This is a genomic window from Limosilactobacillus mucosae DSM 13345 (assembly GCF_001436025.1).
GTDB lineage: Bacteria > Bacillota > Bacilli > Lactobacillales > Lactobacillaceae > Limosilactobacillus > Limosilactobacillus mucosae.
On the sequence record NZ_AZEQ01000011.1, the window covers coordinates 35,933 to 60,788 of the forward strand.

Annotated in this window: 28 protein-coding genes; 4 read left to right on the forward strand and 24 right to left on the reverse strand. The window is 46.9% G+C overall.

From position 1 onward, the window contains the following. Positions 1–34: 34 nt before the first annotated feature. The 9 genes from FC47_RS05990 to FC47_RS06030 form a co-directional block, all read right to left on the reverse strand. Positions 35–673, reverse strand: coding sequence for a helix-hairpin-helix domain-containing protein (locus FC47_RS05990; protein WP_056968403.1), 639 nt, complete (start codon positions 671–673; stop codon positions 35–37). A 95-nt stretch (positions 674–768) separates the two neighbouring features. Beyond that, positions 769–1,818, reverse strand: a complete 1,050-nt coding sequence (locus FC47_RS05995; protein ID WP_006499735.1) for a SepM family pheromone-processing serine protease — start codon at positions 1,816–1,818, stop codon at positions 769–771. Next, positions 1,802–2,323: a pantetheine-phosphate adenylyltransferase gene (gene coaD, locus FC47_RS06000; protein ID WP_006499734.1), complete on the reverse strand. Its 522-nt coding sequence runs from the start codon at positions 2,321–2,323 to the stop codon at positions 1,802–1,804. The genes FC47_RS05995 and coaD overlap by 17 nt, the downstream gene beginning before the upstream one ends. Next, complete coding sequence (gene rsmD, locus FC47_RS06005; protein ID WP_039945619.1) at positions 2,323–2,889, reverse strand: 16S rRNA (guanine(966)-N(2))-methyltransferase RsmD; 567 nt, start codon at positions 2,887–2,889, stop codon at positions 2,323–2,325. Before rsmD ends, coaD begins: the two co-directional genes overlap by 1 nt. Continuing rightward, entirely contained in the window at positions 2,886–3,173 is a 288-nt protein-coding gene (locus FC47_RS06010) for a YlbG family protein (RefSeq protein ID WP_006499732.1), read from the reverse strand. Before FC47_RS06010 ends, rsmD begins: the two co-directional genes overlap by 4 nt. Further along, complete coding sequence (locus FC47_RS06015) at positions 3,173–4,378, reverse strand: FtsW/RodA/SpoVE family cell cycle protein (protein ID WP_006499731.1); 1,206 nt, start codon at positions 4,376–4,378, stop codon at positions 3,173–3,175. Before FC47_RS06015 ends, FC47_RS06010 begins: the two co-directional genes overlap by 1 nt. Positions 4,379–4,556: 178 nt before the next feature. Next, positions 4,557–6,401, reverse strand: a complete 1,845-nt coding sequence (gene typA, locus FC47_RS06020; protein ID WP_006499730.1) for a translational GTPase TypA — start codon at positions 6,399–6,401, stop codon at positions 4,557–4,559. A gap of 92 nt (positions 6,402–6,493) precedes the next feature. Then, positions 6,494–7,258, reverse strand: coding sequence for an inositol monophosphatase family protein (locus FC47_RS06025; protein WP_048344657.1), 765 nt, complete (start codon positions 7,256–7,258; stop codon positions 6,494–6,496). Between the two features lie 16 nt (positions 7,259–7,274). Further along, positions 7,275–7,562 (reverse strand): UPF0223 family protein, encoded by a 288-nt coding sequence (locus tag FC47_RS06030; protein WP_006499728.1) that lies wholly within the window; start codon positions 7,560–7,562, stop codon positions 7,275–7,277. Positions 7,563–7,706: 144 nt separating this feature from the next. On the opposite strand from FC47_RS06030, the gene def reads away from it, so the two are divergent. Then, positions 7,707–8,267 (forward strand): peptide deformylase, encoded by a 561-nt coding sequence (gene def, locus FC47_RS06035; RefSeq protein ID WP_006499727.1) that lies wholly within the window; start codon positions 7,707–7,709, stop codon positions 8,265–8,267. Positions 8,268–8,353: 86 nt separating this feature from the next. On the opposite strand, the gene FC47_RS06040 is transcribed toward def, so the two are convergent. Next, on the reverse strand, positions 8,354–8,818 hold the full coding sequence (locus tag FC47_RS06040) for a hypothetical protein (protein WP_006499726.1): 465 nt from the start codon (positions 8,816–8,818) through the stop codon (positions 8,354–8,356). A gap of 132 nt (positions 8,819–8,950) precedes the next feature. Between FC47_RS06040 and FC47_RS06045 the strand changes: the two genes are divergently transcribed. Together FC47_RS06045 and FC47_RS06050 are read left to right on the forward strand one after the other, a co-directional pair. Then, positions 8,951–9,163, forward strand: coding sequence for a DNA-directed RNA polymerase subunit epsilon (locus FC47_RS06045; RefSeq protein WP_006499725.1), 213 nt, complete (start codon positions 8,951–8,953; stop codon positions 9,161–9,163). A gap of 70 nt (positions 9,164–9,233) precedes the next feature. Continuing rightward, the gene (locus FC47_RS06050) at positions 9,234–10,196 is read left to right on the forward strand and encodes a diacylglycerol/lipid kinase family protein (protein ID WP_006499724.1); all 963 of its coding nucleotides are present in this window, start codon (positions 9,234–9,236) and stop codon (positions 10,194–10,196) included. 134 nt (positions 10,197–10,330) lie between these two features. Here the strand turns inward: FC47_RS06050 and FC47_RS06055 are convergent, their stop codons facing one another. Next, positions 10,331–10,543: a hypothetical protein gene (locus FC47_RS06055; protein WP_006499723.1), complete on the reverse strand. Its 213-nt coding sequence runs from the start codon at positions 10,541–10,543 to the stop codon at positions 10,331–10,333. A gap of 220 nt (positions 10,544–10,763) precedes the next feature. After that, positions 10,764–12,305, reverse strand: a complete 1,542-nt coding sequence (locus FC47_RS06060) for a C40 family peptidase (RefSeq protein ID WP_006499722.1) — start codon at positions 12,303–12,305, stop codon at positions 10,764–10,766. A gap of 298 nt (positions 12,306–12,603) precedes the next feature. On the opposite strand from FC47_RS06060, the gene FC47_RS06065 reads away from it, so the two are divergent. Continuing rightward, positions 12,604–13,026, forward strand: coding sequence for a transcriptional regulator Spx (locus FC47_RS06065; protein ID WP_006499721.1), 423 nt, complete (start codon positions 12,604–12,606; stop codon positions 13,024–13,026). Between the two features lie 61 nt (positions 13,027–13,087). Here FC47_RS06065 and FC47_RS06070 read toward each other — a convergent pair whose 3' ends face one another. From FC47_RS06070 to ileS, 12 genes are all read right to left on the reverse strand, one after another. Further along, entirely contained in the window at positions 13,088–14,089 is a 1,002-nt protein-coding gene (locus FC47_RS06070; protein WP_006499720.1) for a ribose-phosphate diphosphokinase, read from the reverse strand. Between the two features lie 78 nt (positions 14,090–14,167). After that, on the reverse strand, positions 14,168–16,666 hold the full coding sequence (recD2, locus tag FC47_RS06075; protein ID WP_006499719.1) for an SF1B family DNA helicase RecD2: 2,499 nt from the start codon (positions 16,664–16,666) through the stop codon (positions 14,168–14,170). Further along, positions 16,653–16,946: a YrrC family ATP-dependent DNA helicase gene (locus tag FC47_RS06080; RefSeq protein ID WP_006499718.1), complete on the reverse strand. Its 294-nt coding sequence runs from the start codon at positions 16,944–16,946 to the stop codon at positions 16,653–16,655. The genes recD2 and FC47_RS06080 overlap by 14 nt, the downstream gene beginning before the upstream one ends. Continuing rightward, positions 16,943–17,629: a tetratricopeptide repeat protein gene (locus tag FC47_RS06085; RefSeq protein ID WP_006499717.1), complete on the reverse strand. Its 687-nt coding sequence runs from the start codon at positions 17,627–17,629 to the stop codon at positions 16,943–16,945. The genes FC47_RS06080 and FC47_RS06085 overlap by 4 nt, the downstream gene beginning before the upstream one ends. Before the next feature lie 13 nt (positions 17,630–17,642). Further along, entirely contained in the window at positions 17,643–18,302 is a 660-nt protein-coding gene (locus FC47_RS06090) for a histidine phosphatase family protein (protein ID WP_034539864.1), read from the reverse strand. Between the two features lie 178 nt (positions 18,303–18,480). Further along, on the reverse strand, positions 18,481–19,614 hold the full coding sequence (gene mnmA / locus FC47_RS06095; protein WP_006499715.1) for a tRNA 2-thiouridine(34) synthase MnmA: 1,134 nt from the start codon (positions 19,612–19,614) through the stop codon (positions 18,481–18,483). Between the two features lie 111 nt (positions 19,615–19,725). Beyond that, positions 19,726–20,070 carry a cysteine desulfurase gene (locus FC47_RS06100; RefSeq protein ID WP_056968404.1) on the reverse strand — a complete coding sequence of 115 codons (345 nt, stop codon included), beginning with the start codon at positions 20,068–20,070 and terminating at the stop codon, positions 19,726–19,728. Position 20,071: 1 nt separating this feature from the next. After that, positions 20,072–20,776, reverse strand: coding sequence for a 5'-methylthioadenosine/adenosylhomocysteine nucleosidase (locus FC47_RS06105; protein WP_033934914.1), 705 nt, complete (start codon positions 20,774–20,776; stop codon positions 20,072–20,074). Positions 20,777–20,792: 16 nt separating this feature from the next. Next, positions 20,793–21,068, reverse strand: a complete 276-nt coding sequence (locus FC47_RS06110; RefSeq protein ID WP_006499712.1) for a hypothetical protein — start codon at positions 21,066–21,068, stop codon at positions 20,793–20,795. Continuing rightward, complete coding sequence (locus FC47_RS06115) at positions 21,049–21,633, reverse strand: NUDIX hydrolase (protein WP_006499711.1); 585 nt, start codon at positions 21,631–21,633, stop codon at positions 21,049–21,051. Before FC47_RS06115 ends, FC47_RS06110 begins: the two co-directional genes overlap by 20 nt. A 15-nt stretch (positions 21,634–21,648) precedes the next feature. After that, positions 21,649–21,858 (reverse strand): cold-shock protein, encoded by a 210-nt coding sequence (locus tag FC47_RS06120; RefSeq protein ID WP_056968417.1) that lies wholly within the window; start codon positions 21,856–21,858, stop codon positions 21,649–21,651. A gap of 121 nt (positions 21,859–21,979) precedes the next feature. Beyond that, positions 21,980–24,775, reverse strand: a complete 2,796-nt coding sequence (gene ileS / locus FC47_RS06125; RefSeq protein ID WP_056968405.1) for an isoleucine--tRNA ligase — start codon at positions 24,773–24,775, stop codon at positions 21,980–21,982. Between the last annotated feature and the right edge of the window lie 81 nt (positions 24,776–24,856).

Here is a 24,856-nt window from a genome sequence, read left to right on the forward strand (position 1 = left end):
TATACCAGATTCAATCTCAACACCAACGTCAATTTTAAACCGCCACTTGGTCTTTTAGCTTGGCAACCGTCTTATCACCAAAGCCATCGACGTTTTTCAGCTCATCGATGCTTTTAAATGGTCCATGCTGCTGCCGATACTGGATGATCATATCAGCTTTTTTATCGCCAATTCCGTTAATCTGACATAATTCTTCCTTGCTGGCCTGATTAAGATTGATCTTGGGCGTATCCTGTCCCCCAGTCGAAGTACTCGGCCCAGTTTGATCAGCTGCCATCCCTGTCGTCAAACCGCCTGGCAGCTGTTCGCCTTGAGCTGGAACATAGACGACCTGCTGATCCTGCAGCTGCTTGGCCAAGTTGACCTGGCGCATGTCTGCATCGGTATGGACGCCTCCTGCTGCTGCAATCGCTTCTTGAACGCGGGCATTTTTTCCCAGCGTGTATACTCCCGGCCGATTGACCGCTCCTTTTACATCAACACAAACTTTGGCAGGCGATGTCGCTGCCTTGCTTTTATCAACGGCTGCCGGCTTGGTGCTGACAGCCGTGGCAAAAGTTGGATTGGCTGGCGCCGGTCTGGAATACAGCCAGCCACCGATCAGCAGTACCACCCCGCCTAAAACGATCAAAATCGTCTTGCGGTGCAGCTCCCAAAATTCTTGCCACTGCATTTTTTCACCCCCTCAATATGCTTTATGCCAAAAAGACTTATTTGCATTAAAAAAAGCCGAAAATTCTTAAAATTTCCGACTTTCACATTATTTCTTTATTGGTGAGTTCTCAGATACTCAACAGCGTTATTGAAGCTCTTGACCGGTACGACCTTCATCCCCGGCGCATACTTTTTGGCCGTCTTTTTAGCCAATTGGTAGTTGGTCTGATGGCCTTCTTCATATTTGAGAATTGTTTTGGTTGGCTTGACGTAAGGAGCGAAGAAAATCGTCGCGCCGGCTTTATGAGCGGCAATGACCTTCTTATCGATGCCGCCAATCTCACCAACCGATCCATCTGGGGCAATCGTTCCCGTCCCAGCGATTTTGCGGCCATGCCGTAGATTCTCGCCAGATACCTGCTGATAGATCTGCAGACTGAACATCAAGCCGCCGGATGGTCCGCCCAATTGTCCTGGATCAACCTTCACGGGAATCTTGGTATGAATCTTGACGTTGTCAGTCAGTAAAATTCCAATGCCGGCACGATCGCCCATTATCTTGATCAGCTTGTGCGTTGTCTGATGCTTTTTGCCGTTGTGCAGGTAGGTAATCGTAAGGTCTTGACCTACTTTCTGATTGGCAATGTATTTTTGATAGCCTTGAGCAGTATCAAAATGCCTGCCGTCAACCTCGGTGATCGTGTCGCCAACCTTTAGATCATTTTTGAATTTGGATTGCTTTTCAACCTCGAGAACGTAAATCCCTAGATACTGCTTGGTGTATTCCTGATGAGCAGCCTTGTAGGCAACGGCAATCGCCTCATTGATGGCACTCTTCATATAAAAATTTTGTACTTTGTTATAAGTGGCACCGCTTTGACCGCCCGTAACATCAGAAGCCTTCTCAATCGTTGCCTGCGGATCAAAATGGGCCCAGATATAGGTTGCGGGACGGGCCTGCTGCAAGTAGACGGAGGTAATCATATAGCTTCCCTTGTGCTTATCTGGATGCCCCTTAACCGTTACATATGATTTTAGATTATCGGCGGTCCCCGGCGTCTCAATATAATAGTTCAGTGGCCAGAATAAAAACCAGCCAACAAACAAAACCGCGGCCAGAACCCCCGCAATCCGCTTGAGAATCTGCTTATCTTGTCTGCTCATTTTGTTCTTTTACCTGCTCCAGTTTTTGTTCCCGCAGCCGTTTCTCCAAAGCCTTATTGATATTGCCTGGCAAATAAGCAGAAATATCGCCACCAGCTGCGGCGGTCTCCTTTAAAAGGCTGCTGGAGAGATGCTGATATTTAGGATCAGCTAAAAAGAAAATCGTTTCTGCCTGATCGTCTAAAAACTGATTCATCGCTGCAATATCGCGTTCGTATTGAAAATCAGTAACGTTACGCAGTCCACGCATCAAATAGTCGGCGCCAATCTTGTTCATCAGATCAACGGTCAAGCCCTCAGCCGTGATTACCGAAACATTGGAAAGTCCGGCTACTGCTTCTTTAACCTGGGCAACGCGTTCCTCAACCGTAAACAGCGGCTTTTTGGAATCATTGCTCATTACTGCAACCGCCAGCTGATCAAACAGCGCGCTGCCGCGACGAATAAGATCTAAGTGGCCCAGAGTCAGTGGATCAAATGACCCGGGAAAAAGTGCAATCTTCATTAGGCTTCATCCTTTCTAAAACGATAAATCGTCAATACCGTAATACCATAAGTCTGCTGTCGCAAAAACTCAAAGCTGCCCCAATTCTCAGTCGGCAGCTGAGCTTCTTGATTGGTCTCAGCTACGATTAAAGCTTGATCGTTCAATAGATTCAAGTCAACCATTTTTTCCAGATCATCAATAATATGCTGCTTGGCATATGGCGGATCCAAAAAGACCAAATCAAAATGCTGTGTTTGCCGACTCAAAAAATGCAGGGCTTTTTCGGCATCCTGTTTATAAACACTGAAACGCTCAGGGTGCTTGGTAACCTCAATATTTTTTTTGATGGTTTTGATGGCTGCATACTGCCGATCAATCAAGGTCGCATGATCGATTCCCCGCGAAACGGCTTCAATACTCAGCCCACCGCTGCCGCCATATAGATCTAGACTGGTCCCGCCTTCAAAATAAGGGCCGATAATATTAAACAGCGACTCTTTGACCTTATCAGTCGTTGGTCGCGTTGCCATTCCAGGTACGGCATTCAAGCGCCGTCCACGAAACTCGCCTGAAATAATTCTCATTCTTTTTCATCCTCATCATGTTTTTTGTACAGTCCCGTCACTTCCAGATCGGTCAATTCAGGATCGATTTCCGGCCAGTGCGACTGCATTACTTTTCTGACATTACGCAGCTGCCGCAGTTTTTCAATTGTATTGGCAATATTTTCTTCATCAACGTACAAAACCACGTAATGCATCCGGCGCGATGAATATTGAACATGACCATACCGCCGCAGCGACTTGACCGTCTTCATGCTGTTTAAGTAGACGATCAAGCCGCGCCGGGGACGAATCTTAAAGCTCATTACCCGATCCTCCTTTGTCTGATTGCCTGTAGGCGCCGTTGATTTTTACGCCGCAGCTTTTGCCGAATGCTGACATTCATCGCCAAACCAAGCGCAATGCTTAATGCAATCATACTGGATCCCCCATAACTGATAAATGGGAACGTTACCCCCGTAATCGGCAGCAGACCGGTAACCCCACCGACGTTGATTGCAGCTTCAACGGCAATAAAAGTACCCACTCCATAGCAAAGCAGTCCCTCATACATATTGTCAGAGCGGACCCCAACCCGAATAATCTGGCAGATGATGACCGCTAAAAGTGCCAGGATCAAAAATACACCAATAAAGCCAAGCTCCTCGCTGACAACTGATAGGATAAAATCGGTATTTGGCTCTGGCAGATAGCCCATTTTTTGAATACCATTGCCCAGACCAACGCCTTTTAGCCCACCATTGCTGATTGCATAGTATGAATTAACCAGCTGACTGCCGGCACCACTCTGAGTCCCAAACGGATTGACAAATGCCACGAAGCGCGCGACCTGATAGTTTTTGATATGACCAGTTGCCACAACCTTAGCCAAGCTGGGTAAGGCAACCATTCCAATCAAAAGCAGACCGTCAAAAATCAGAATCGTCCAACGTGAATTATAGCCCGATGCCATGATTATCAAAGCAGCAATGGCAAAGTTGATCGAAAAACCACCGACGTCAGGCTGAATAATGATTAAAATCAGCAAAATTGCAGTCAAAATCAATCCTGAAACATAATCCTGCATACTGGGACGATGCAGCTCGTCATTGACCTTGGTACAGCGATCGGCCCAATAGACAATCATAAAAAGCTTGGTGAACTCGGCCGGCTGAATGCTGATCGGCCCCAGATTGATCCAGCCATTGGCACCATTAACGGCACGACCGGCAACCTTAACAAAAAGCAGCGCCAAAAGCAAAATCCCAAAAGACAATCCTAAAATACCTTTAGTTCTTAGCTTGTCTAGATTGAGCGAAGCAAAAAAACCAAATACTCCCCAGCCCATCAATACAAATACGATCTGCTTGATCAGATAGTTGACTGGTGAGCCGCCTGTCTGCATTCTGATTGCGGCACTGGCCGAATAAACCATGACTACGCCGATTAGACACAGCACCAAATACGGAATTAAAATCCAATAGTCAATGTTGCGCAATTTTCGATAGATTTTTTTTAACGTCGTCTTCAACTAGCCATTCCTCGCTTTTTGATAAAATCAAGTAACATTATACACCAGTATTCATGTAAACATGCGGCAAATCACAAGCCGTCTGAAAACTGGATGACATTTAAAAAAGACTCATCATCCGGTTACTAGGCCGAATGATGAGTCTTTATCAAATCTTAATACATGCATCAAGCACTGACTACTTGCGTGAAGCTGCCCGACGACGCTTGGCTTCCTTTTCACGAGCATTCGTGTTCAGAATCTGCTTACGCAGGCGCACGTTTTCAGGAGTGATTTCACAGTATTCATCATCGTTCAAGAATTCCAGTGATTCTTCCAGTGAAAGGTGCGTTGGCGTCTTGATCCGCGCCATTTCATCAGAACCAGCTGCCCGCACGTTGGTCAGGTTCTTACCCTTGGTGATGTTAACGGTAATGTCGTTTTCACGATTGTTTTCACCAACGATCATACCTTCGTAGACTTCCGTACCTGGGTCGATCAAAAGCGTACCACGCGATTCGATCCCCATCATTGCGTAAGTCGTAGCCTTGCCAGCATTCATTGATACCAGCGTTCCCTTAGTCCGGCCTGGGTTCCAGTTCTTGATAACTGGGCGGTATTCCTTGAAGGAGTGGCTCATGATCCCATAACCACGAGTCTGTGACATGAATTCAGTCGAGTAGCCAATCAGACCACGGGAAGGAACTTCAAAGATCATCCGCGTTTGACCGTTCTTGGAAGGTTCCATGTTCTTCATTTCACCCTTACGCTTTGCGAGGGAGTCAATGATACCACCAGTGTATTCATCAGGAACGTCTACTTGGACTTCTTCAAATGGCTCGCAGGTCGTACCATCGATTTCACGGTAGATAACCTGTGGACGAGAAACCTGCAGCTCGTAGCCTTCCCGACGCATCGTTTCAATCAGGATTGACAGGTGTAGCTCACCACGGCCAGAAACCGTCCAGGCACCTGGTTCGTCAGTTGGATCAACCCGCAGTGAAACATCCGTGTGCAGTTCAGCGTTCAGACGGTTTTCCAGTTGACGAGACGTAACGAACTTACCTTCCCGACCAGCAAATGGTGAGTCATTGGTCCGGAAAGTCATTTGCAGCGTAGGCGGATCGATCCGCAATGGCTTCAAGGCTTCAGGATGTTCAGAATCCGTAATCGTTTCACCAACGTTGATGTCTTCCATCCCAGAAATGGCAATCAAGTCACCCGCCTTGGCTTCTTGAATTTCTTCACGCTTCAGACCAAAGAAACCAAACAGCTTGGTAACCCGGAAGTTCTTCTTGGAGCCATCCAGCTTCATAACAGAAACATTGTCGCCGACCTTGATCTTGCCACGGAAAATCCGACCAATCCCAATTCGGCCAACAAAGTCGTTGTAGTCCAAAATGGCAACTTGGAATTGCAGTGGTTCATCGGAGTTGTCGATTGGCGCTGGAATCGTCTTGACGATCGTGTCAAACAATGGCTTCATCGTGTGTTCCTGCGTTGAGACATCAGAGTCGTAGCTGGAAGTACCGTTCATAGCTGAAGTGTAGATAACTGGGAAGTCCAGCTGATCTTCATCGGCACCCAATTCAATGAACAGATCCAATACTTCATCAACGACTTCTTCTGGACGTGCGCCTTTACGGTCAACCTTGTTGATAACCACGATTGGCGTCAGGTGTTGTTCCAGAGCTTTTTGCAGCACGAACCGCGTCTGTGGCATCGTACCTTCAAAGGCATCGACAACCAGCAGCACGCCATCAACCATTTTCATAACCCGTTCAACTTCACCACCGAAGTCGGCGTGGCCTGGGGTATCCAAAATGTTGATCTGGTACTTACCGTACTTAACGGCCGTGTTCTTGGAGAGGATGGTGATACCACGTTCACGTTCAATGGCGTTGGTATCCATGGCCCGATCCTGAATTTCGAAGTGTTCTGGCAAAGTGTCAGACTGCTTCAACATTTCATTGACCAGAGTAGTCTTACCATGGTCGACGTGGGCAATGATCGCAATGTTGCGAATATCATCACGTGTTTTCAAAAGTTATCTTCCTTTCGTCTAATCAATACTCTAAATTTTGTGGGGCAGCGGCCTTGTCATAAAAAAACTGTGACCGCTGTCACAGTCTTGGGCTATTCAGCGATGGTCAAAAGATCTTGACCGGCTTGCTTTGTCGCTACTAATACAAGGTTAGATGATAACACATTGAGATGATCATCGTCAATTGGTTTCACAACTAATCCCAGTTCTTCGGCCAAGACGCGGCCAGCCGCCAAATCCCATGGATGCAGGTGCGAAACGTATGCACCCAAGCATCCGGTCAGCACATAGATCATTTCAATGCCGGCACTGCCATACATTCTTAGACCACGCGCTTTGCGAGCGGCTTTTTGCAGTCCATGAACGTTATTCATGGTCAAATACCCATTCATTACCATCAGACTATCAGCCAGTGATTTGTTTTCGGGTGTATGCAGCCGCTGCTGGTTGGCAAATACTCCCATGCCTTTGCCGCCATGATAGAGCGTTCCCTCGACAACATCCATGATATAGCCCAAGGTTGGCTGACCATCAACGTATAGTCCCATCATAATCGCAAAATTACGCTTTTGCATAACAAAATTCATCGTGCCATCAATCGGATCGACAATCCAAACATGCCCCTTTAAATCATCAACCTGATCGCCAAAGCCTTCCTCACTGACGATTCGACAGGCAGGATCAATTGTTTTGAGCCGTTCATCAATCATTTTTTCATTCTGCTTATCAACAGTCGTCACCAGATCCCTGGCACTGGTTTTTTCAGCAACGTTAAATTTTTTGGTCATCAGCTGCAGCGTTTGCTGACGGACTTCCCACATCAGCCGCTGCGCCTGCTGATCAATTTGTTCGAGCATTCCTACACCTCTAATGTTATTTTACGCTTAGCTTGATTTGTCCTGCTTTTTGCTCACGAGCGGCTTTGATGACATCATAGAGCTGATAGCCACCCGTCACCTTGGCAAATTCTTTACCCAGCCTTTTTTCCTCGCTTTTAGCTGGTACCACGTTCTTAAAATCTCGATAACAGTCCATGATCTGCTGACGATTGATGCCTGTTTCGTAAGCATCCTCCACAACTCGAAACATTGCAATCACGGTTTCAATCTCAGCTGTACTCCAGCCTGGATCCAGTGGATAGGAATAATTTTTATCGTGCACTGTCTTCACTTCCTTTTTACGGTATTCTGCTTATCTCATCTAGTATATGCCTTCATTATCAAATTGACAGGCTTCTGTCCGCTTTTTTTCGAGTTTTTATGATAGACTATTCTTTGAATGTTTAATATGGAGGCGAAACCAAGTATGTTTTTAATGAAAGACATTGTTCGTGATCCCGACCCCGTTCTGCGCAAGCGGGCGGCCAAAGTCGAGTTCCCTCTTTCTGAAGATGACCAGAAATTGGCCAAGGACTTGATGGAATACCTGGTGGTCAGTCAAGATCCTGAACTGTGTGAAAAATATAAGCTGCGGGCCGGCGTCGGGCTGGCGGCTCCGCAAGTCGGCGAATCCAAACAGATGGCCGCTGTCCTGGTTCCTGGTGAAGAGCCAGATGACAAGCCGGTTTTTAAAGACGTTATTATCAATCCAGTAATCATCAGCGAATCGGTTCAATATGGCGCTTTAACTGAAGGCGAAGGCTGTCTGTCCGTTGATCGTGACGTTCCCGGCTATGTACCGCGTCATGATCGGATTACCTTGAAATACCAAGACACGACTGGTGAAACGCACAAGATCCGGCTCAAGCATTATCCAGCCATCGTCTGCCAACATGAAATCGATCATCTGCATGGGGTCTTGTTCTATGATCACATCAATAAGGAACATCCTTTTGAGGCACCTAAAGATACGATTCTATTCGACTAGGCTTAGCCGATTCAAGAAGTCTGAGCACACCGCTTTTCGTGCGCTTGGGCTTTTTATGTTGCCCAAGTTACGTCTGACAAGCGATATCAATTGTTCTGATTCAATTTGCGCAGATCCATTACGTATTCGCGCGTGGCTTCATTATAGATATAGGCTACGTCAATATGCAGCATTTGTTCGTAGGTCCACCAATCAGTCACGACAAATGTTTTGGCTGCTGTTGGCAGATGATCCAGATGCTTTTCTTTCGCATAGGCATTCAGCGCCATTTCAACGTCTTTTTCTTTTAGTTCCGTAACTTTTTTAGCTTTGAGCGTATATTCAAATGCCAGCACGCCTTTCCCCCAAACATCGGCTACCAGCTGTGATTCCGGCATTGATGGCAGCTGCAGCAGATTTTGCTTCAATGCATAAGCCATCGCCGCATCGGTTGCCGCTTGAGCCTGTTTGCGCAGCATGAGCGTTGCTCGGTTGATCATCGTCCGGTGAATCAGCAGATAGATTGCAATGACAATAATTGCCGAGACTAGAATCATGATAAACAGTCGCATTTTAAATTCCTCCGTTTTATTATTCTTATCTTAAGAATACCACATGGTTCATTAAGAATGGCGACACTGCTCGTTAGTTGTGATAAAATAAATTGGTGATTTATCGAGATCCAATATCTAAGGAGAGAAAAAATGACTTTTAAAGTTTACTATCAACCAGATAAAACCATGACTCCTCGACGTGAAAACACCAAGTCGCTTTACTTGGAAGCTGACTCTGAAGCAGCGGCACGTCAGCTCGTGGAAACTAAGACCGAATATCAAATTGAATTCATTGAATTGCTGGATGAAAAGTCTTTGGCATACGAAAAGCAGAATCCAGACTTCAAGATTACCGAATTTTAGGCTGAATGGTCTTTAATGGCTGGGACGGCAAGTCTGTCTCGGCTTTTTTATTATTTTTAAGGAGCGTTGCATGGAGTATTCAATCATTGTTAATCCATTAGCAGGCAGCGGCCGTGCTAAAAAAATCTGGCAGCAGCTGCAGAGCCGTCTAAACGAGCTGAATATCGTGTATCAAGTCGTTGAAACCCGCTATCATGGACATGCCGTCGATTTGGCCGAGCGAATTGCTCATCGTTTTGCTTCTGCTGCGGCTACGCATGTCGTAATGGTGGTTGGCGGCGATGGAACCTTGCACGAAACACTCAATGGGCTGATTAAGGCGAACTCGTCATTACCGCTGGCCTATATTCCAGCTGGCAGCGGCAATGACTTTGCTCGCGGCTATGGTCTGTCGCAAGATCCAATGACCGCCTTGCAACAGGCATTGGACGCCCAGCACCCGACACTGATCAACGTTGGTCATTATTATGATGCGATCAAGCAGGAAGAAGGCTACTTTTTAAATAACCTTGGAGTTGGCTTTGATGCCGCCATTGTCAGTCAGGCTAACGCATCAAGCGCCAAAAAGCGGCTGAATCGCTGGCATCTGGGCAACTTATCGTATTTGTCGCAGGCTTTAGGCGTTTTATACAATCAAGAGCCCTTTGAGACGATGGTGCAAGAAAAAAATGGTCATCATCACCTTTTCCCCAAAACTTTTATTCTGATTGCCAGCAACCACCCCTACATCGGCGGCGGGTTTAAGATTGCTCCTGACGAATCCTTGCATTCATCAACTCTAGAGCTTTTAGTAGTTGAAAGACGCAACTGGCTGATTACGTTTTGGTGTCTGCGGCAGTTTGCACGCGGCAGGCTGAATCATTCTCGTTTTGCCAAATGCTTCCGTGCATCCAGACTGCATTACGTTACGACCTCACTAGAATTTGCGCAAACTGATGGCGAGGAGATGGGCAGTCGTTTTATGGATCTGACGCTGGATACTTGTCAATATCCGTTTTGGGGCACTTCACTAAAAGAAAAAAAGTTTAATTAAAAACGTGCGAACAGCAGGCGTTATCGCCGCAGCTCGCACGTTTTTAACATCCTCGCTTCTATAGTTGGAAACGAAAAACGATTACTCAAGCGGATTTGAAATAATCGTTTGTTTTTATATTTATTTTAAGCCGATTAATCCTCAGAAGCTTCCATCGCCTCAAGAATAATGCTTAGCTGACTGCATTCCTCGCGCAGACGCTGCATTTCATCCCCAAATTGAGGTTCGATCGTTATCGTTTGCGTACCGGATTGAGCGGCATTAGCCTTAGATTCTGCCTGACATAACCGGTTAAGCTTGTTTTGGGCTTCAACTAAATCATGTTGAATTTCAAACTTGTTGCTCACTTTAAACAACCTCCAATAATGAAAATATTTAAAGCTGATCCGGATTGGATAAACATAATTTAACACTCTCTTTAAAAAATGTTAACCTTTTTCGTTTTACAAGTTTGTTACGTTTCAATAAGAAATCTTTTAGTATTTTGTACTTTCAAAACAATTGCTTAATCGATGCAATTAGAAAAGCAGCCCGCAGATCAAGCCGGCTGCTCTTTTATTTTATGGATCAGCGGATTACCGTCCCCGCAAAGCTTGGCATAAAGTAAGGACTGATCGTCTCAATCTCAACGTTTTGCCCAGGCTGTGGTGCAGCTACGTACTGATTGTTGCCGATGTAGATGGCACAATGATAGGTACTCCCATGATTGCCCCAGAATAAGACATCACCTGGCTGAGCTTCAGCAACTGAATGCTGACTGACGCAGCTTTCCAAAGATACCGTATAGTGTGGCAGCGAGATTCCTTCCGCATTTTGGAAAACATAGTCGACCAAACCAGAACAGTCCATTCCGGAAAGCGAAGCCCCGCCCCATACGTATGGAATGTTGGCGTTGGCCAGCTTAACCGCCAGACTCACTACCGAACCAGTCGTCAGATCCGAACTGCTGTTGGTTGAAGCAGCAGTGTCCGCAGCAACAGTCGTACTATTGGCACCTGCCTGTTCTGACGTACTGGATGAACTAGTTGAAGCAGCCGCAGTGGAATAGTCAGTAGTCGCAGTCTGAGTACTTGCCGCTGACGAATCGGCGGCTGCCAGACTGGTCGAAGAAGCTGCTTGCTGATTGGTTGATTCTGCAACTGATGAAGCCACTGTAGACTGTGTTGGTTGTTCAGCCGATGCGCTTTCGTTGATTGCATCTGCCGAACTGATTGCCGCCGCGGTCGTTGTTGTGCTGGATGCAGCAGTCTGCTCAACGGGTACCGTTTCACTGGTTGAGCTTGCAGCCGTCGTTGCAGCGGATTGATCATCAAAACTGGAAACTGTATCTGCCGAAGCCATATTAGCAGCTGACGATTCCGCAGATACCATCTCTGATGATGCTGCTGTAGATGATTGTTCAGTGCCGCTGGTCAAATCCTGCGCTGAAGTTACTGCAGGAGTGGCCGCTTGACTTAAAGCAGCTGCAGGTTCATCGGCTTGACTTGCCTGTGATGCCGCATTACTGTTTGAATCCGTACCATCTGAGGCGGTCGATTCAGCTGAGACAACCGGTGCTGTCTGAACGACTGTTTGACTGACGGAACCGGCATTAGCCGTTGCTGGTACGCTGACAGCAGTATTTGATGCTTCAGCTGCTGAGGTTGAAGCTGGCGTTTGACTGGCAGCCGCCGTTCCTTTGACAATCAGTTGCTGACCAATCACCAGCTGATCAGGATTGCTCAGATGATTCCAGCTTACCAGGTCAGCAAGCGATACATGCAGCCGTTCACTGATCTGACTCAGCGTGTCGCCACTTTTGACCGTGTAAGAGTCACTATCAACAGCTGAAGTTTGACTGACAGTACTGTTTTTTGACAGTTCCAGCTGTTGGCCGGCATAGATCAGATCAACGCTGCTGTTGATTTTTTTAACATGAGGATTGGCATCTTCAATTGCGTTAACGCTGGTTTGGTATTGATTCGCCAGATCCCAAACAGTATCACCATCTTTAACGGTAACCTGATCAGCTTTGGCATGAGCCGTTGCCAGCAGGCTCAATGCACTGACCGTTCCCAACAGCCATTGCCGGCCATGCCGCTGATGCTGAGCTTTGATCCGTTTAACCATGAATTTAACACCTCTTTGAGCTTTACTCGATTGACGTCAAGACGCCACGGAAAAAATTTATACTCTTTTAATTTAACATTTTTTACCGCATATTTGAAGGCGTCACCATGTTCGCTTTATTGGTGATAACCAGTCAATCGCTTGCTAAATGCCGTGTTAAGCCTTTTCAAAAAGATTAAGACTTTCTAAAAAAAGTCATATTTGATAAATTTTATTTAACAATTGGTCAATTAGTCTTTATATTATTGTCAAACTTGCTAAAATGTCTTTTAAAGCACATAAAAGGTGGTTCGTTCAAATGGTTAATCTGTATTTTCATACTAATGATCCTTCCAAGCGCAAAGCCGTTCAATGGTTTGCCAAGCATGATATCGCGTTGACGCAGCGCAACATTGAGAAAGAACCATTGAGCGCAGCCGAGATTCAGCAGCTGCTGACGATTTCTTTAAACGGCACTGACGACTTGGTATCTCAGCGCTCTCGTGAAACCAAGGCCTTAAAGATTGATCCCGATCAAATGACGCTCAACGAATTAACCGCAGCTATTCAAAAAAGTCCGCATATCTTAAAAAACCCGATTATTTTTAGTGAGAATAAGTTGATTACGGGCTTCGACAAAGAAAAAATGGGACTCTTTATCTCCAAACAGCAGCGGCGCATCGAGTTAAAACGACTTCTACAAAGTTTCGCCACGCCAAGTCCGCAGGCTAAACCGGCTTAGGCTGCCCAATACTTAATATAACTAAAAAGGATTCAGCATTGAAGCGCTGAATCCTTTTAGTTTAGTCTTCAACCGGTTTAACTTCCGGCATGTTGTAGAGATAGTGAATCGATTCGTGATTATGAATGCTTGCAACGGCGCCGGCCAACAGATCAGCAATCGACAGCCGCACCAGCTTATCGATCCGTTTTTCTGCCGGCAGATCGATCGTATCGGTAACCACCATGTTTTTAACGGCTGAGTTTTGAATCCGTTCAACAGCGCCTTTTGATAAGACTGCATGCGTGGCAACGCCATAGACCTCTTTGGCACCACAGCTCTTGAGCAGTTCTGCTGAGTTGGCAACTCGGACGCCGGTATCAACGATGTCGTCAACTACCAGGGCCGTCTTATTGGCAACGTCCCCAATGATTGAGGTTGGCGTTTCCGTAGTTTTGGTGCCGCGCTGCTGTTCAAGATTACGATTATCAATAATGGCAATCGGCGTCCCCAAAAATTCAGCAAAGCGCCGTGCCAGCGTAACCCCAGCATGATCTGGTGCTACAATGACCGTATTTTCCAAGTCAAGATCACTTTGCGCAAAGTAGGAAGCCAAAATTGGTGCAGCCTGCAGGTGATCAACCGGAATATCAAAGAAGCCTTGCAGCTGTGGTGCATGGAAGTCAATCGCAATCAAGCGGTCAATTTGATCCATCTCCAACAGGTTGGCAATCAGCTTGGCCGTGATCGGTTCCCGACTGCGGGCTTTTCGATCTTGACGAGCATAGCCATAGTAAGGCATGATCACGTTGATTTTTGCCGCACTAGCCCGCCGCAAGGCATCGACCATGATCAAAAGCTCCATCAGATTGGTGTTAACCGGCTGAGAAACGGATTGCAAAACATATACTTCGCGACCACGAACGCTTTCGTTGATGGTAATCGAGATTTCGCCATCCGCAAAGTGCGTAATCGTAGCATCCGACAGCGGCAATCCTAATTTTTCAGACAATCGCCGTGCCAGTGGCTGATTGGAGTTCAGCGCAAACAGACGAACGTTTTCTGCATTTTCAATCTTGCTCATTTAAATCCTCCACGCAATTATGTTAAACATTAAGAATATTATCGCAACAAATCCCTTGTTGTGCAAGCCGTATCTGATTTAATCGTCATTAGGCGTAACGTTTTGCATTCCAATCATCGGGTCAATCGCCTCTTGTTCAATCAGCCGTGCAGTCAAACGATCTGGCAACTGTGCGGCTGGCTGCGGCTGGGCCTGAGGATCGCTATTTTGGTGATGATGCTTTAAAAAATCAATTGCTTCTGCTTTAGGAACGTTGGCAAACAGATTGATTCCCTCATCATCACTGACCGGCTCGGGTGCCCGATAAAAATCTGGCTGCTGCCAAACCTTGAGCAGGCGATCAGGCAGCATCGTGTGTCGAGCCAGGGGCGGCTGCTGGATACAATCCTGAAAAGCTTCTGGCTGACCAAGCAGCAGCAGGAAATCAGTCGCCCGTGTGACTCCCGTATACAGCAGATTACGCTGGTACATCAAGCGGTAGTTGGCCAGCATCAATAGGATCACCATTTTAAACTGACTCCCCTGTGATTTATGAATCGTTACACAGTACGCCAGCTGTAGATTGGCCAATTCTTTGCGATTATAGCTAACCTCGTTGTCATTGTTAAAACGGACGGTTACCTTGAGCGGCTTTTTGGCTGATTTAGTCTGTGGAGCATTGTCGCCTCCTTCAATCGCGGCAATGATTCCCATGTCGCCATTATAGACGTTGTTGCTTGGGTCGTTGACTGTTTGAATTACCTTATCGCCTTTACGAAAAACCGTCTCACCAAATTTAACCTCCTGCCGATTTGGACTGGCGGGATTCAAATGATCCTGTAGATTGCGGTTTTGCTGGTCAATGCCGGCAATTCCCTTATGCATTGGGATCAAGACCTGCACGTTCATTAGATCACATCCCGGCTGGCTTAGTCCCCAATCCATCAGCTGATTGATAAACCGGCCAGCATTTTGAGCATCAGTTGGAATAAACGAGCGATCCGGCAAGGCCTGCTTAAACAAATCAGCTGGTACCTGGCCTTCATTGATGCTTTTTGACAGCGGAATGATCGTTGATTTAGCTGACTGACGATGAATCTGCGTCAAGCGAACCTGCGGCAGTTGGGCAAAGCTTAAAAGATCCCGAAAAACCTGTCCTGGACCAACTGACGGCAATTGATCCTGATCACCAACCAAAACCACATGCATCGTTTGAGGAATCGCGGCGACTAAAGTCTTAAACAGCAATGTGTCAACCATCGACATCTCATCAACGATCAGCAGACTGCCTTTCAAACGGCTAGCTGTCATTTTAGATGGCGTTTCTTGGCCAGTCAGTCCCAATAGATGGTGAATCGTGCTGGCTGGCATCTTGGTTGCAGCCGCCATTTGCTGGGCAGCTCGACCGGTTGGCGCCGCTAAAATGATTTCTTCATCATCAACACCATGCAGCTGAGCAAAGCTGTTAACGATCCCCCGAATAATGGTCGTCTTCCCTGTCCCTGGTCCTCCAGTAAGTAAAAGCACCTTGGATTCAAGCGCCATTTTGATTGCTTTTTTCTGCTGCTGGTCATAATCGATCCGGGCTGCCTTTTCTGCAGTCTGGACGGCCTCATCAACCCGTTTTTCGTCAACTTTGGCTTCAGTAAACAAAATTCGATGCAGATGCTCAGCAATCAGCCATTCGGAATTATACAAGAAGCGTGGATAGATATGTTCGGCATCCTCAGCCTGCAGTTGATGGGTTTTAATCAGCTCAGCCAGCTCGTTTTCAAACAGCGCTGCATCGGATACGTTGCCCAGCTGACCCATTGCACGTGCGATCAGTGTCTTTTGACTGACATAGGTAGCACCTTGATTCATAGTTTCTTGATTTAAGACTTCCAATAAGGCTGCCGCAATTCGCCGCGGATCATCTGGTGCAATTCCCAAGACCCCGGCAGCAAAGTCCGCCCGACCAAAACCGATGCGATCAATATCCAAAACCAGTTGATAGGGATTCTCTTTGATGACCTTCATCGTATCCGCACCGTATTTATTAATGATCCGCTCACTGAGACGATCCTTAAAACCGAGTTTGGCCAGCCATTCTACAAGTTCATCATTCATTTGGTGCTCATCATGGCGGGCATTGAAATAATCAGCAGCCAGCTTGCGATCAGCCTCATTAGAAATCTTGATCTTCTCCAGTCGCTTAGGATCATCAACGGTTTTGGCGACCGCTTTTTTGCCAAACTTCTTAAACAAGCGGTGGCTGATCTCGGCCGCATCCGTAACCGCAATCCCAGCCTGGTTTAAGGTCCCAGTCAGCTCATCTTCTGACTGCGGTAGGGCAATCTGACATCTCGCAGCCTCGAATTGCCGGCCATAATTGGCATTGTCGACCAGCCGACCGGTAAATTCGTACATTTGGTGTTTTTTAATGTCTCCCAGTGGTCCCTTGACCGTAATCTCCATTTCTGACCAGGGAAAACTGGCCTCTTCCACATCAACTACGCAGATACGAAAAGCTCTGGGTCCTTCTTCTTTAGCAAACTTGATAAAATTAACCGTCCCCCGCAGACTCTCTTTAGCTGATGCGCTTTTACTCTTGGCCATGCAAATCCTCCCTTACTTCCTGGTAGTCGACGGCACGAAACTGATTGCCAAAACGGGCGCGCGTCTGCCAGTAGCCAATGAAGCGATAGGCCTGACCGACTTTAAGCTGACCAAAGCGTCCAACCACGGTAATCTCAGCCTGCTTCTTGACAAACGGCGCTTCTAAAACCTGCACGTATAAGACTTGATAAAAACTGTTCGGCGCAACAAAAGCCGCCCGACGCAGAACGCCGATAAATGACGTTGCTGCCGGACGGCTATTTTTTTGAGCAGCAATCATTTATCTTGACCAGATTGCTTTTGCAAAAAGTGCTCAATATCTGAAATACGTTTTTCGCTTTGTGCATAATAGTCTGGATCAAGCTGCTGTGACTGATTCAGGTAATCCTGGTAAGGCTCGCCTAAGACCATTGCCACCAGTCCTCGGTTGAACTGCGTATCAGCACGGCCTGGGTGACGCTTTAAGATCAGGTCATAGTAGTTTTTAGCCTGTTTAAACTCGCCCAGTGCCAATAACGAATCCCCAATTGCCTGATTGATTTCAGGATCTTGCGGACGCAGATCATGAGCCGTCAAACCATATGCCACCGCCTGCTGATAGTTTTTCTGCTTCATGTAGCTTTGCGCAAGCATCAAATAAGAATCGGCCTTCAGTTTGGCATCATCGATTTTATTGTACTGCTTGATTGCTTCATTGGTCTTGCCGACTGAGTAATAGACGTTGCCCAAGCCATAGTTTAACAGGTTGACGGCTTTGGCATCATTTTTCTTTTCAAAGATGCCCAAAGCCTTCATAAACAGCTCTTCTGCCTGCTCAAAGTCGTTAAGACGCGTCAAGAGTGCACCCAGGTCATAGTAATTGTTGAATTTGTCTGGTTCTTCATCGATTGCCATTACCAAGCGGTGAACCAGCTTTTGAGTCTGTTTTTTCTGTTCTTCGCGATTGATTTCTTGGTTGCTCATATTATTCACCCCATTAAATCGTATCAGTCGGATCTAGATGTTCTTTATGCAGATAAGTGGTATCGTTCCATTTTTCCAATTCAAAATGCTCAGCATCATCGGTTCTCAAAATCGTAGTCGATGTATTGCTAAGTCCGCCACGATCCTTTAGATGGGCCATTGGAACTGCAAGCAGGCCATTAATGGCGGCATTTAAAGCGGCCCCATGGGAAACGATCAATAGATTTTGATTGCCGGAATAGCAGCGTGCGTACTCTTTAACGGCCTGACCAACCCGAGCAATCACCTCAGGAAAACTCTCGCTTTGCACGATCGAGGCATCATAGCGATCAGGATGATGTCGAAAACTGTCCAAAACCGCGGGCCACTTTTCAGCAACGGCGCTGAAATGCATTCCTTCCATCAGTCCCAGATCAAATTCACGCAGCCGACTGTCAATCGTAAACGGCACCGTCTGCTCCAGATTGTCAAGCAGCGTCATTGCCGTAACGCGGGCTCGTTTAAGCGGACTAGCATAAACATGAGCAAAAGCGGTGTTATTTAATGATTTCGCTAACAACTCAATTTCTTGATAACTGCTTTTCAAGAGCGGTGAATCGCCATGGGCACCTTGATAGCGCGATTGGAGGTTCCACTGAGTCTTACCATGTCTGATAAAATAGATCCTTGTCATTTTTCTCTTCCAAATGTCTGCCTTTTTTGATGTGTCTGCTTATATGATACCAAAAATAACTGGGAGATAACCAATATTTATCATTATAAATATAAATAAAGATATCATTAAAGTACTCAATGATAGCAAAAAACCGCTCGCGGGTAACTGCAAGCGGCTCTGTCAAAGACAGTCTTGATTATACGTATTGAAGTTGATGATCATGATTGTAGGCACGATCGATAATTGCACTGCCCAAGCATTCCTGACCGTCATAGAAAACTACGGCCTGGCCTGGCGTAATTGCCCGTGCCGGTTCATCAAACTCGACCGTTACCATCTGATCGTCATCACTGATTGTTACCGTAACGCCTTCATCGATCTGACGATAGCGGAACTTGGCCGTACAGTGGAAATGGCGGCCATAGCGACTGACCACGTCATCAACCCAGTGAATGTCGCTGGCTTCCAGATGAGTAGCATACAGATGCTCATTTTCATAGCCTTGACCAACATAAAGCACGTTTTTGGTAATATCCTTGCCGATTACAAACCAAGGCTCATTGCTTTCCTTATTGCCGCCAAGGCCCAAACCACGTCGCTGACCAATCGTGTAGTACATCAGACCGGCATGCTGACCAACTACCTTGCCATCAACGGTTTCCATGTTGCCGGGCTGTGCTGGCAGATACTGGCTCAAGAATTCACGGAAATGACCATCTTCTCCGATAAAGCAGATTCCTACCGAGTCTTTCTTATCAGCAACCGCTAGTCCTGCTTCCTTGGCAATCTCGCGCACCTGCTTTTTGGTGTAGCCAGCCAGTGGGAACAAAACATGATCCAGCTGAGCATGATCCAGCTGACTCAAGAAATAGGTCTGATCTTTATGCGGATCAGCCGCCCGCATCAAGTGCATATTGCCATCAGCATCTGCTTTCAAATCAGCATAATGACCGGTTGCAACGTACTCGGCACCCAGCTGATGAGCATATTCAATAAAAGCCTTGAATTTGATCTCTTTGTTGCAGATAACGTCAGGATTAGGCGTGCGGCCCTTCTTGTATTCTGCAATGAAGTACTTAAAGACTCGGTCCCAGTATTCCTTTTCAAAGTTTACTGAATAATATGGAATACCAATCTGCGTGGCAACCTTAGCGACGTCCTTATAGTCCTCAGTTGCAGTGCAGACGCCATTTTCATCAGTGTCATCCCAATTCTTCATAAAGACGCCCACGACATCATAGCCCTGCCGTTTCAGCAAAAGCGCCGTAACTGAGGAGTCAACGCCGCCGCTCATGCCAACGACAACGCGAGTCTTAGAGTTGTCTGTCATTTTATCACCATCATTTTCAATAGATTCTGGAACAATCTACGAGTGAAGGTCGCGTGTTCACAGTGTTTTTCATTGTAACAAAGACACGCCCGGTTTGACCAGTAAAAAACATTATTGACGATCAAAGATATGCCGCTCGACCATTTCATTCAAGATGAAGTGATACTGAGTCGTCAATTCATCAGCACGCGGATGCCTAAAAATGTTGACTTCACGAAAGCCGTTGGTATTGACGGTTTCCATTTTAAAACCAGTCATTTCTGGATTGATGCGAATCTTCAAACGAGCAACTGGTTTGAATGGATTTTGCCGATCCAGGCTGCCTAAGTAGGTATAGACGCCCCGCGCTGACTGTTCAAATCCTAGATCAAGCAGCGTGTATTTTTTTATCTCCGGGCTGATTGAATATGTGTCAGTATCGCCGGGAAGCTTTAGCTTAGAAACGAATTCAGCCATCTTATCCCTCCTGAGCGTTTAGATCGCTAAACAGCTGCAAAAGCATCTTAGCTGAGCGCTTACCGGCTTCGATGATAAACTCATCAAATGAGACATTGGCCTTTTCATCACCAGTATCAGACATTGCCCGCACAACAACGTAAGGAAGCTTGTGATCACAGGCTACCTGTCCCACAGCAGCGCCCTCCATTTCAGCGGACAGAGCATCTGGGAAGTGCTGCTTGATCTTGGCAATCGCAGCCTGACTGGCAACAAATTGATCACCCGAAACGATCAGGCCGCGCTTGACGTTCAAGCCAGTCTTTTCACCCGCCGTCATCAAGGCACTGCCCCATTGCTGTGAGGCTTTGAAACGAGGCGTTTTTTGCGGCAGCTGGCCGTATTCATAGCCAAAAGCAGTCGCGTCAACATCATGATAGGCCGTCTCTGAAGAAACCACCACATCGCCAACATGCAGGCCTTCGCCAATCCCGCCAGCTGAACCAGAATTGATAATGACGTCAACGGCAAAGTCCACTGCCAAATGCTCAGCAGTAATCGCAGCCTCAACCTTGCCGATCCCAGATTCAACCAGTACGACGTCTTGACCATCAATTTGACCGGCAAAGTACTCTTTATCGCCCAGCGTCTTGGTCCGATTATTTTTTAGAGCTGCCTTTAGTTCCTTAATCTCCTCTTGCATCGCACAAATAATTCCAAACTTCATTAAGATCTTCCTTCCATCAACCTACAAAAAACAAAATTAGATAGACGACGATAATCGCCAGACTAAGCCCTAGAATTGCCCAATTCAGCCGGCGCTTTAAACGAGCAGTCTTTTCTTCAGCCAGCTGCTGTGCTTGAGCCTTTTTTACCGTTTGGCGCGGTTGCAGCGGCGTTGGCTCACTGACATCATCAAGCGGTGGTTCAGGATTTTCCTGAATTTGCTGCTGCTGTTTTTGCCATTCACGATACTGCTGGCGCGTCATTTTTTCTGGATCAATCTGCTGATTTTTCATTATTTTCCTTTAATTTCTGGGCCAATGTCTGCGCCTGCCAATAATAAACCGCTACGATCGTCTTGGAGTCTTGAATCTCACCATTGGCAATCATCTGCAGAGCCTCCTCAAGACTGAAGCGGTAGAGCTTGATGTCTTCATCTTGGTCTTGCGGCAGGGCACGTTCAACCGGTTTGAGGCCCTTAGCCAGATAAAGCGTCAAGAATTCATCGCAAAAGCCTACGGAACTGTAAAAAGACGTAATCTTGGTCAATTTATCAGCTTTAAGGCGCGTTTCTTCGTTCAGCTCACGAACGGCCGCGTGTCTTGCATCGCCGTGATCGCGTTCATCCAGCTTGCCGGCCGGAATTTCCCATGTAATATTCTGCACTGGGGCTCGCCACTGTTTTTCTAAAATCATCTTCTGATCATCATCAATTACCAACAAAGCAATTGCCGGGGCATGACGCACGATCTCACGCACAGCAGTATTTCCCTGCGGTGTTTTGACGTGCTGAAGCTCAACGTCGACTACATGGCCTTTGAAGACCGTCTGTCGATCAATCGTTTTTTCTTCTAGATCCATTGTCGTCCCTCATTTCTAAAAATTATCCAATGGTCGAACATGAGCAGCTTGCGGCCCTTTTCTTCCCTGTACGACGACTAAGGAAACCAGCTGTCCGGGCTTTAGCTCACGATGGCCGCTGCCTTCAATGCCATTAAAGTGAACAAAGACATCTGGCTCGTTTTCAATTTCAATAAAGCCCCAGCCTTTTTGGGCATCAAAATTTTTTACGCGTCCTTTTAGCAATTTTTTCACCTGCCATTTCACTGCAAAATAAAAATGCATCAAACAGTTAAATGCTGCTTGATACATTTTACACCGTTTATTAAACCTTGTCTTTAACCGGTCAATAAAGGTTCGTTTAAGATTACTTTTCTAGGCCAGTAGCAACCGTTTCAGGGAAGTTTTCCCGCACCAGCTTTGCACAGCGCGCACAAAGCATTGGATAAACGGCATCCTCGCCAACGTCTTCTTTTACCATCCGGCAGCGTTGGCAGGTTTCGCCAGCAGCGACGGAAACCTTTACGGCAACGTTGTCGTTGAACTTCTCGGCATCAGCTGGTGCTTGGTCAGCATCATGAACGTGCAATGCCGATACGCCAAAGAGCAGACCGGCATCAGCGTTCATGCTGTCCAAAAGCGTCTTTTGACTGTCGGTTAAGTACAGATCAGCCTGTGCTTCCAGCGACTTACCAATCAGCTTGGCATCACGCGCTTCTTCCAAGGCCTTCAGAACATGAGAGCGAATCTCCATAAAGTCGTCCCACTTGTTCAGCAGTTCTTCTTCATTGGCGTAGGTCCGTGGCTCTGGAATTTCAGTCAGCTGGACGAACTGTTCTGGCTCATCCATGTATTCCCAGACTTCTTCGGTCGTGTGCGGCAGAATTGGCGTCAGCAGCTTAACCAGCGTTACCAAGATGTCGTAAAAGACCGTCTGCATTGAACGACGCGCATGAGAATCCTTGGCTTCGACGTACAAGACGTCCTTGGCTACGTTCATGTAGAATGCCGACAGATCATTGTTCACAAAGTTGATCAGCTTCTTGTAAGCCGTCATGAAGTCATACTCATCAAACAGATCGCGCATTTCCTTTAAGAAGCGGTTCAGCTTAACGACCATGTATTGGTCAACGCTTTCCAGCTTTTCATAGGAAACCGTGTCATCATTGGCATCAAAGTCAGCCGTGTTGGCCAAAAGGAAGCGGAAGGTATTGCGCAGCTTCCGGTAGGCATCCGAGATCTGCTTGAACGTATCCATCGAAACCCGCACATCAGCTGAAGTATCGGCACTCATTACCCAAAGACGGATAATTTCGGCCCCCATCTGCTTAACGACCTTGTTTGGATCAATAACGTTACCGATCGACTTGGACATCTTCTTGCCGTCCTTGTCCAGCGTAAAGCCTTGCGAAACGATGGACTTGTATGGAGCATGACCAGAAAGTACGACGCTGCAGATCAGGCTGGAGTTGAACCAGCCACGGTATTGGTCAGAACCTTCCAGGTACATGTCGCATGGGTAGGTCAGGTAGTCACGCTCTGCCAATACGCCTTGGTGACTGGAGCCAGAATCGAACCAAACGTCCATGATGTCGGTTTCTTTCTTAAACTGACCATGTGGCGAATGTTCACTGGTAAATCCTTCTGGCAGCAGGTCCTTGGCATCGCGTTCAAACCAAACGTTGGAGCCATACTCACGGAACAGGTCGGAAACATGGTTGATCGTTTCTTCAGTCATGATTGGCGTGCCGTCTTCAGCGTAGAAGATTGGCAATGGCACGCCCCAGACCCGTTGACGCGAGATGACCCAGTCGCCGCGATCCTTGAGCATGTTGTGCAGCCGAACCTTGCCCCAGCCTGGATAGTATTTAACTTCATCAACGGCATTTAAGATTTCATCACGCATCTTGTCAATTGAGACGAACCATTGATCAGTAGCCCGAAAGACGATTGGCTTTTTGGTCCGCCAGTCAAATGGATAGCTGTGTTCCAGCGGTTCCTGCTTTAAGAGTGCATGATGCTTTTTCAAAAGATCCAACGAAATGTCGTCAGCATCCTGATAGAAGACGCCATCAAACTCAGGACCGTTTTCAGCAGTCAAGACACCTTGATCGTTCATTGGTGCAAAGATCGGCAGGCCATACTTCTTGCCGACTTGGTAGTCATCATCACCATAGCCAGGCGCGGTATGAACCAGCCCTGTCCCTGCTTCAAGCGTGACGTGATCACCATTAACAACCAGCATTTCCTTGTCGTTGTATGGGTGCTTGCTGGTCATGCGATCCATGTCTTGACCAGACAGCCGATCAACGACTTCATATTCATCCCAACCGAACTTTTCAGCACATTTGGCAACCAGCTCATCGGCAATTACAAACTTCCGATCATCATTAGCCGGCTTAACTACGGCATAGATAATCTTGGGGTTCACGGCAACGGCTTCAGAAGCTGGAATCGTCCAAGGAGTAGTCGTCCAGCCAACCAGGTACGTATCATTGTCCAAACGTCCCTTGCCATCAATAACCTGTTCACAGAAGTAGGCCGTCTTGGCTACAACGTCATGATATTCAACTTCGGCTTCTGCCAATGCAGATTCAGATGACCATGACCAGTAGACTGGCTTTTTAGCTTGGTATAGCAGACCTTTCTTGGCAAAAGCACCAAAGACTTTGATCTGTTGTGCTTCAAACTCCTTAGCCAGCGTCAGGTATGGGTTGTCCCATTCGCCAGAAACTCCCAGCCGCTTAAAGTCAGTCCGCTGCTTGTCGACCTGTTCCAAGGCAAACTTGCGGCACAGATCCCGAAATTCAGTCGTGCTCATCTTCTTGCGGTCATAGCCCATCTTGGTCAGTTGATGCTCAATCGGCAGACCGTGCGTATCCCAGCCTGGTACGTATGGTGCCCGAAAACCAGCCATCGACTTGTAGCGAACGATAAAGTCTTTGGAGATCTTGTTCATGGCATGGCCAATGTGGATGTTCCCGTTAGCATATGGAGGGCCATCGTGAAGAATAAAAGTTGGCTTGCCCTGATTCAATTTTTGCCGCTGTTCGTAGACTTTGTTGTCTTCCCACAGCTTTTCGCGTTGTACTTCGGTTTCCGGCAAGCGTCCACGCATAGGGAACTTAGTCTTGCCGATGTTCAAAGTGTCTTTGACCCGCATCTGCGAATTCCTCCTTGTCAATTCTCTAAACTTAAAAATCGCGTCCAAACGACAAAACGCTCCGCCCGCAATGGGACGAAG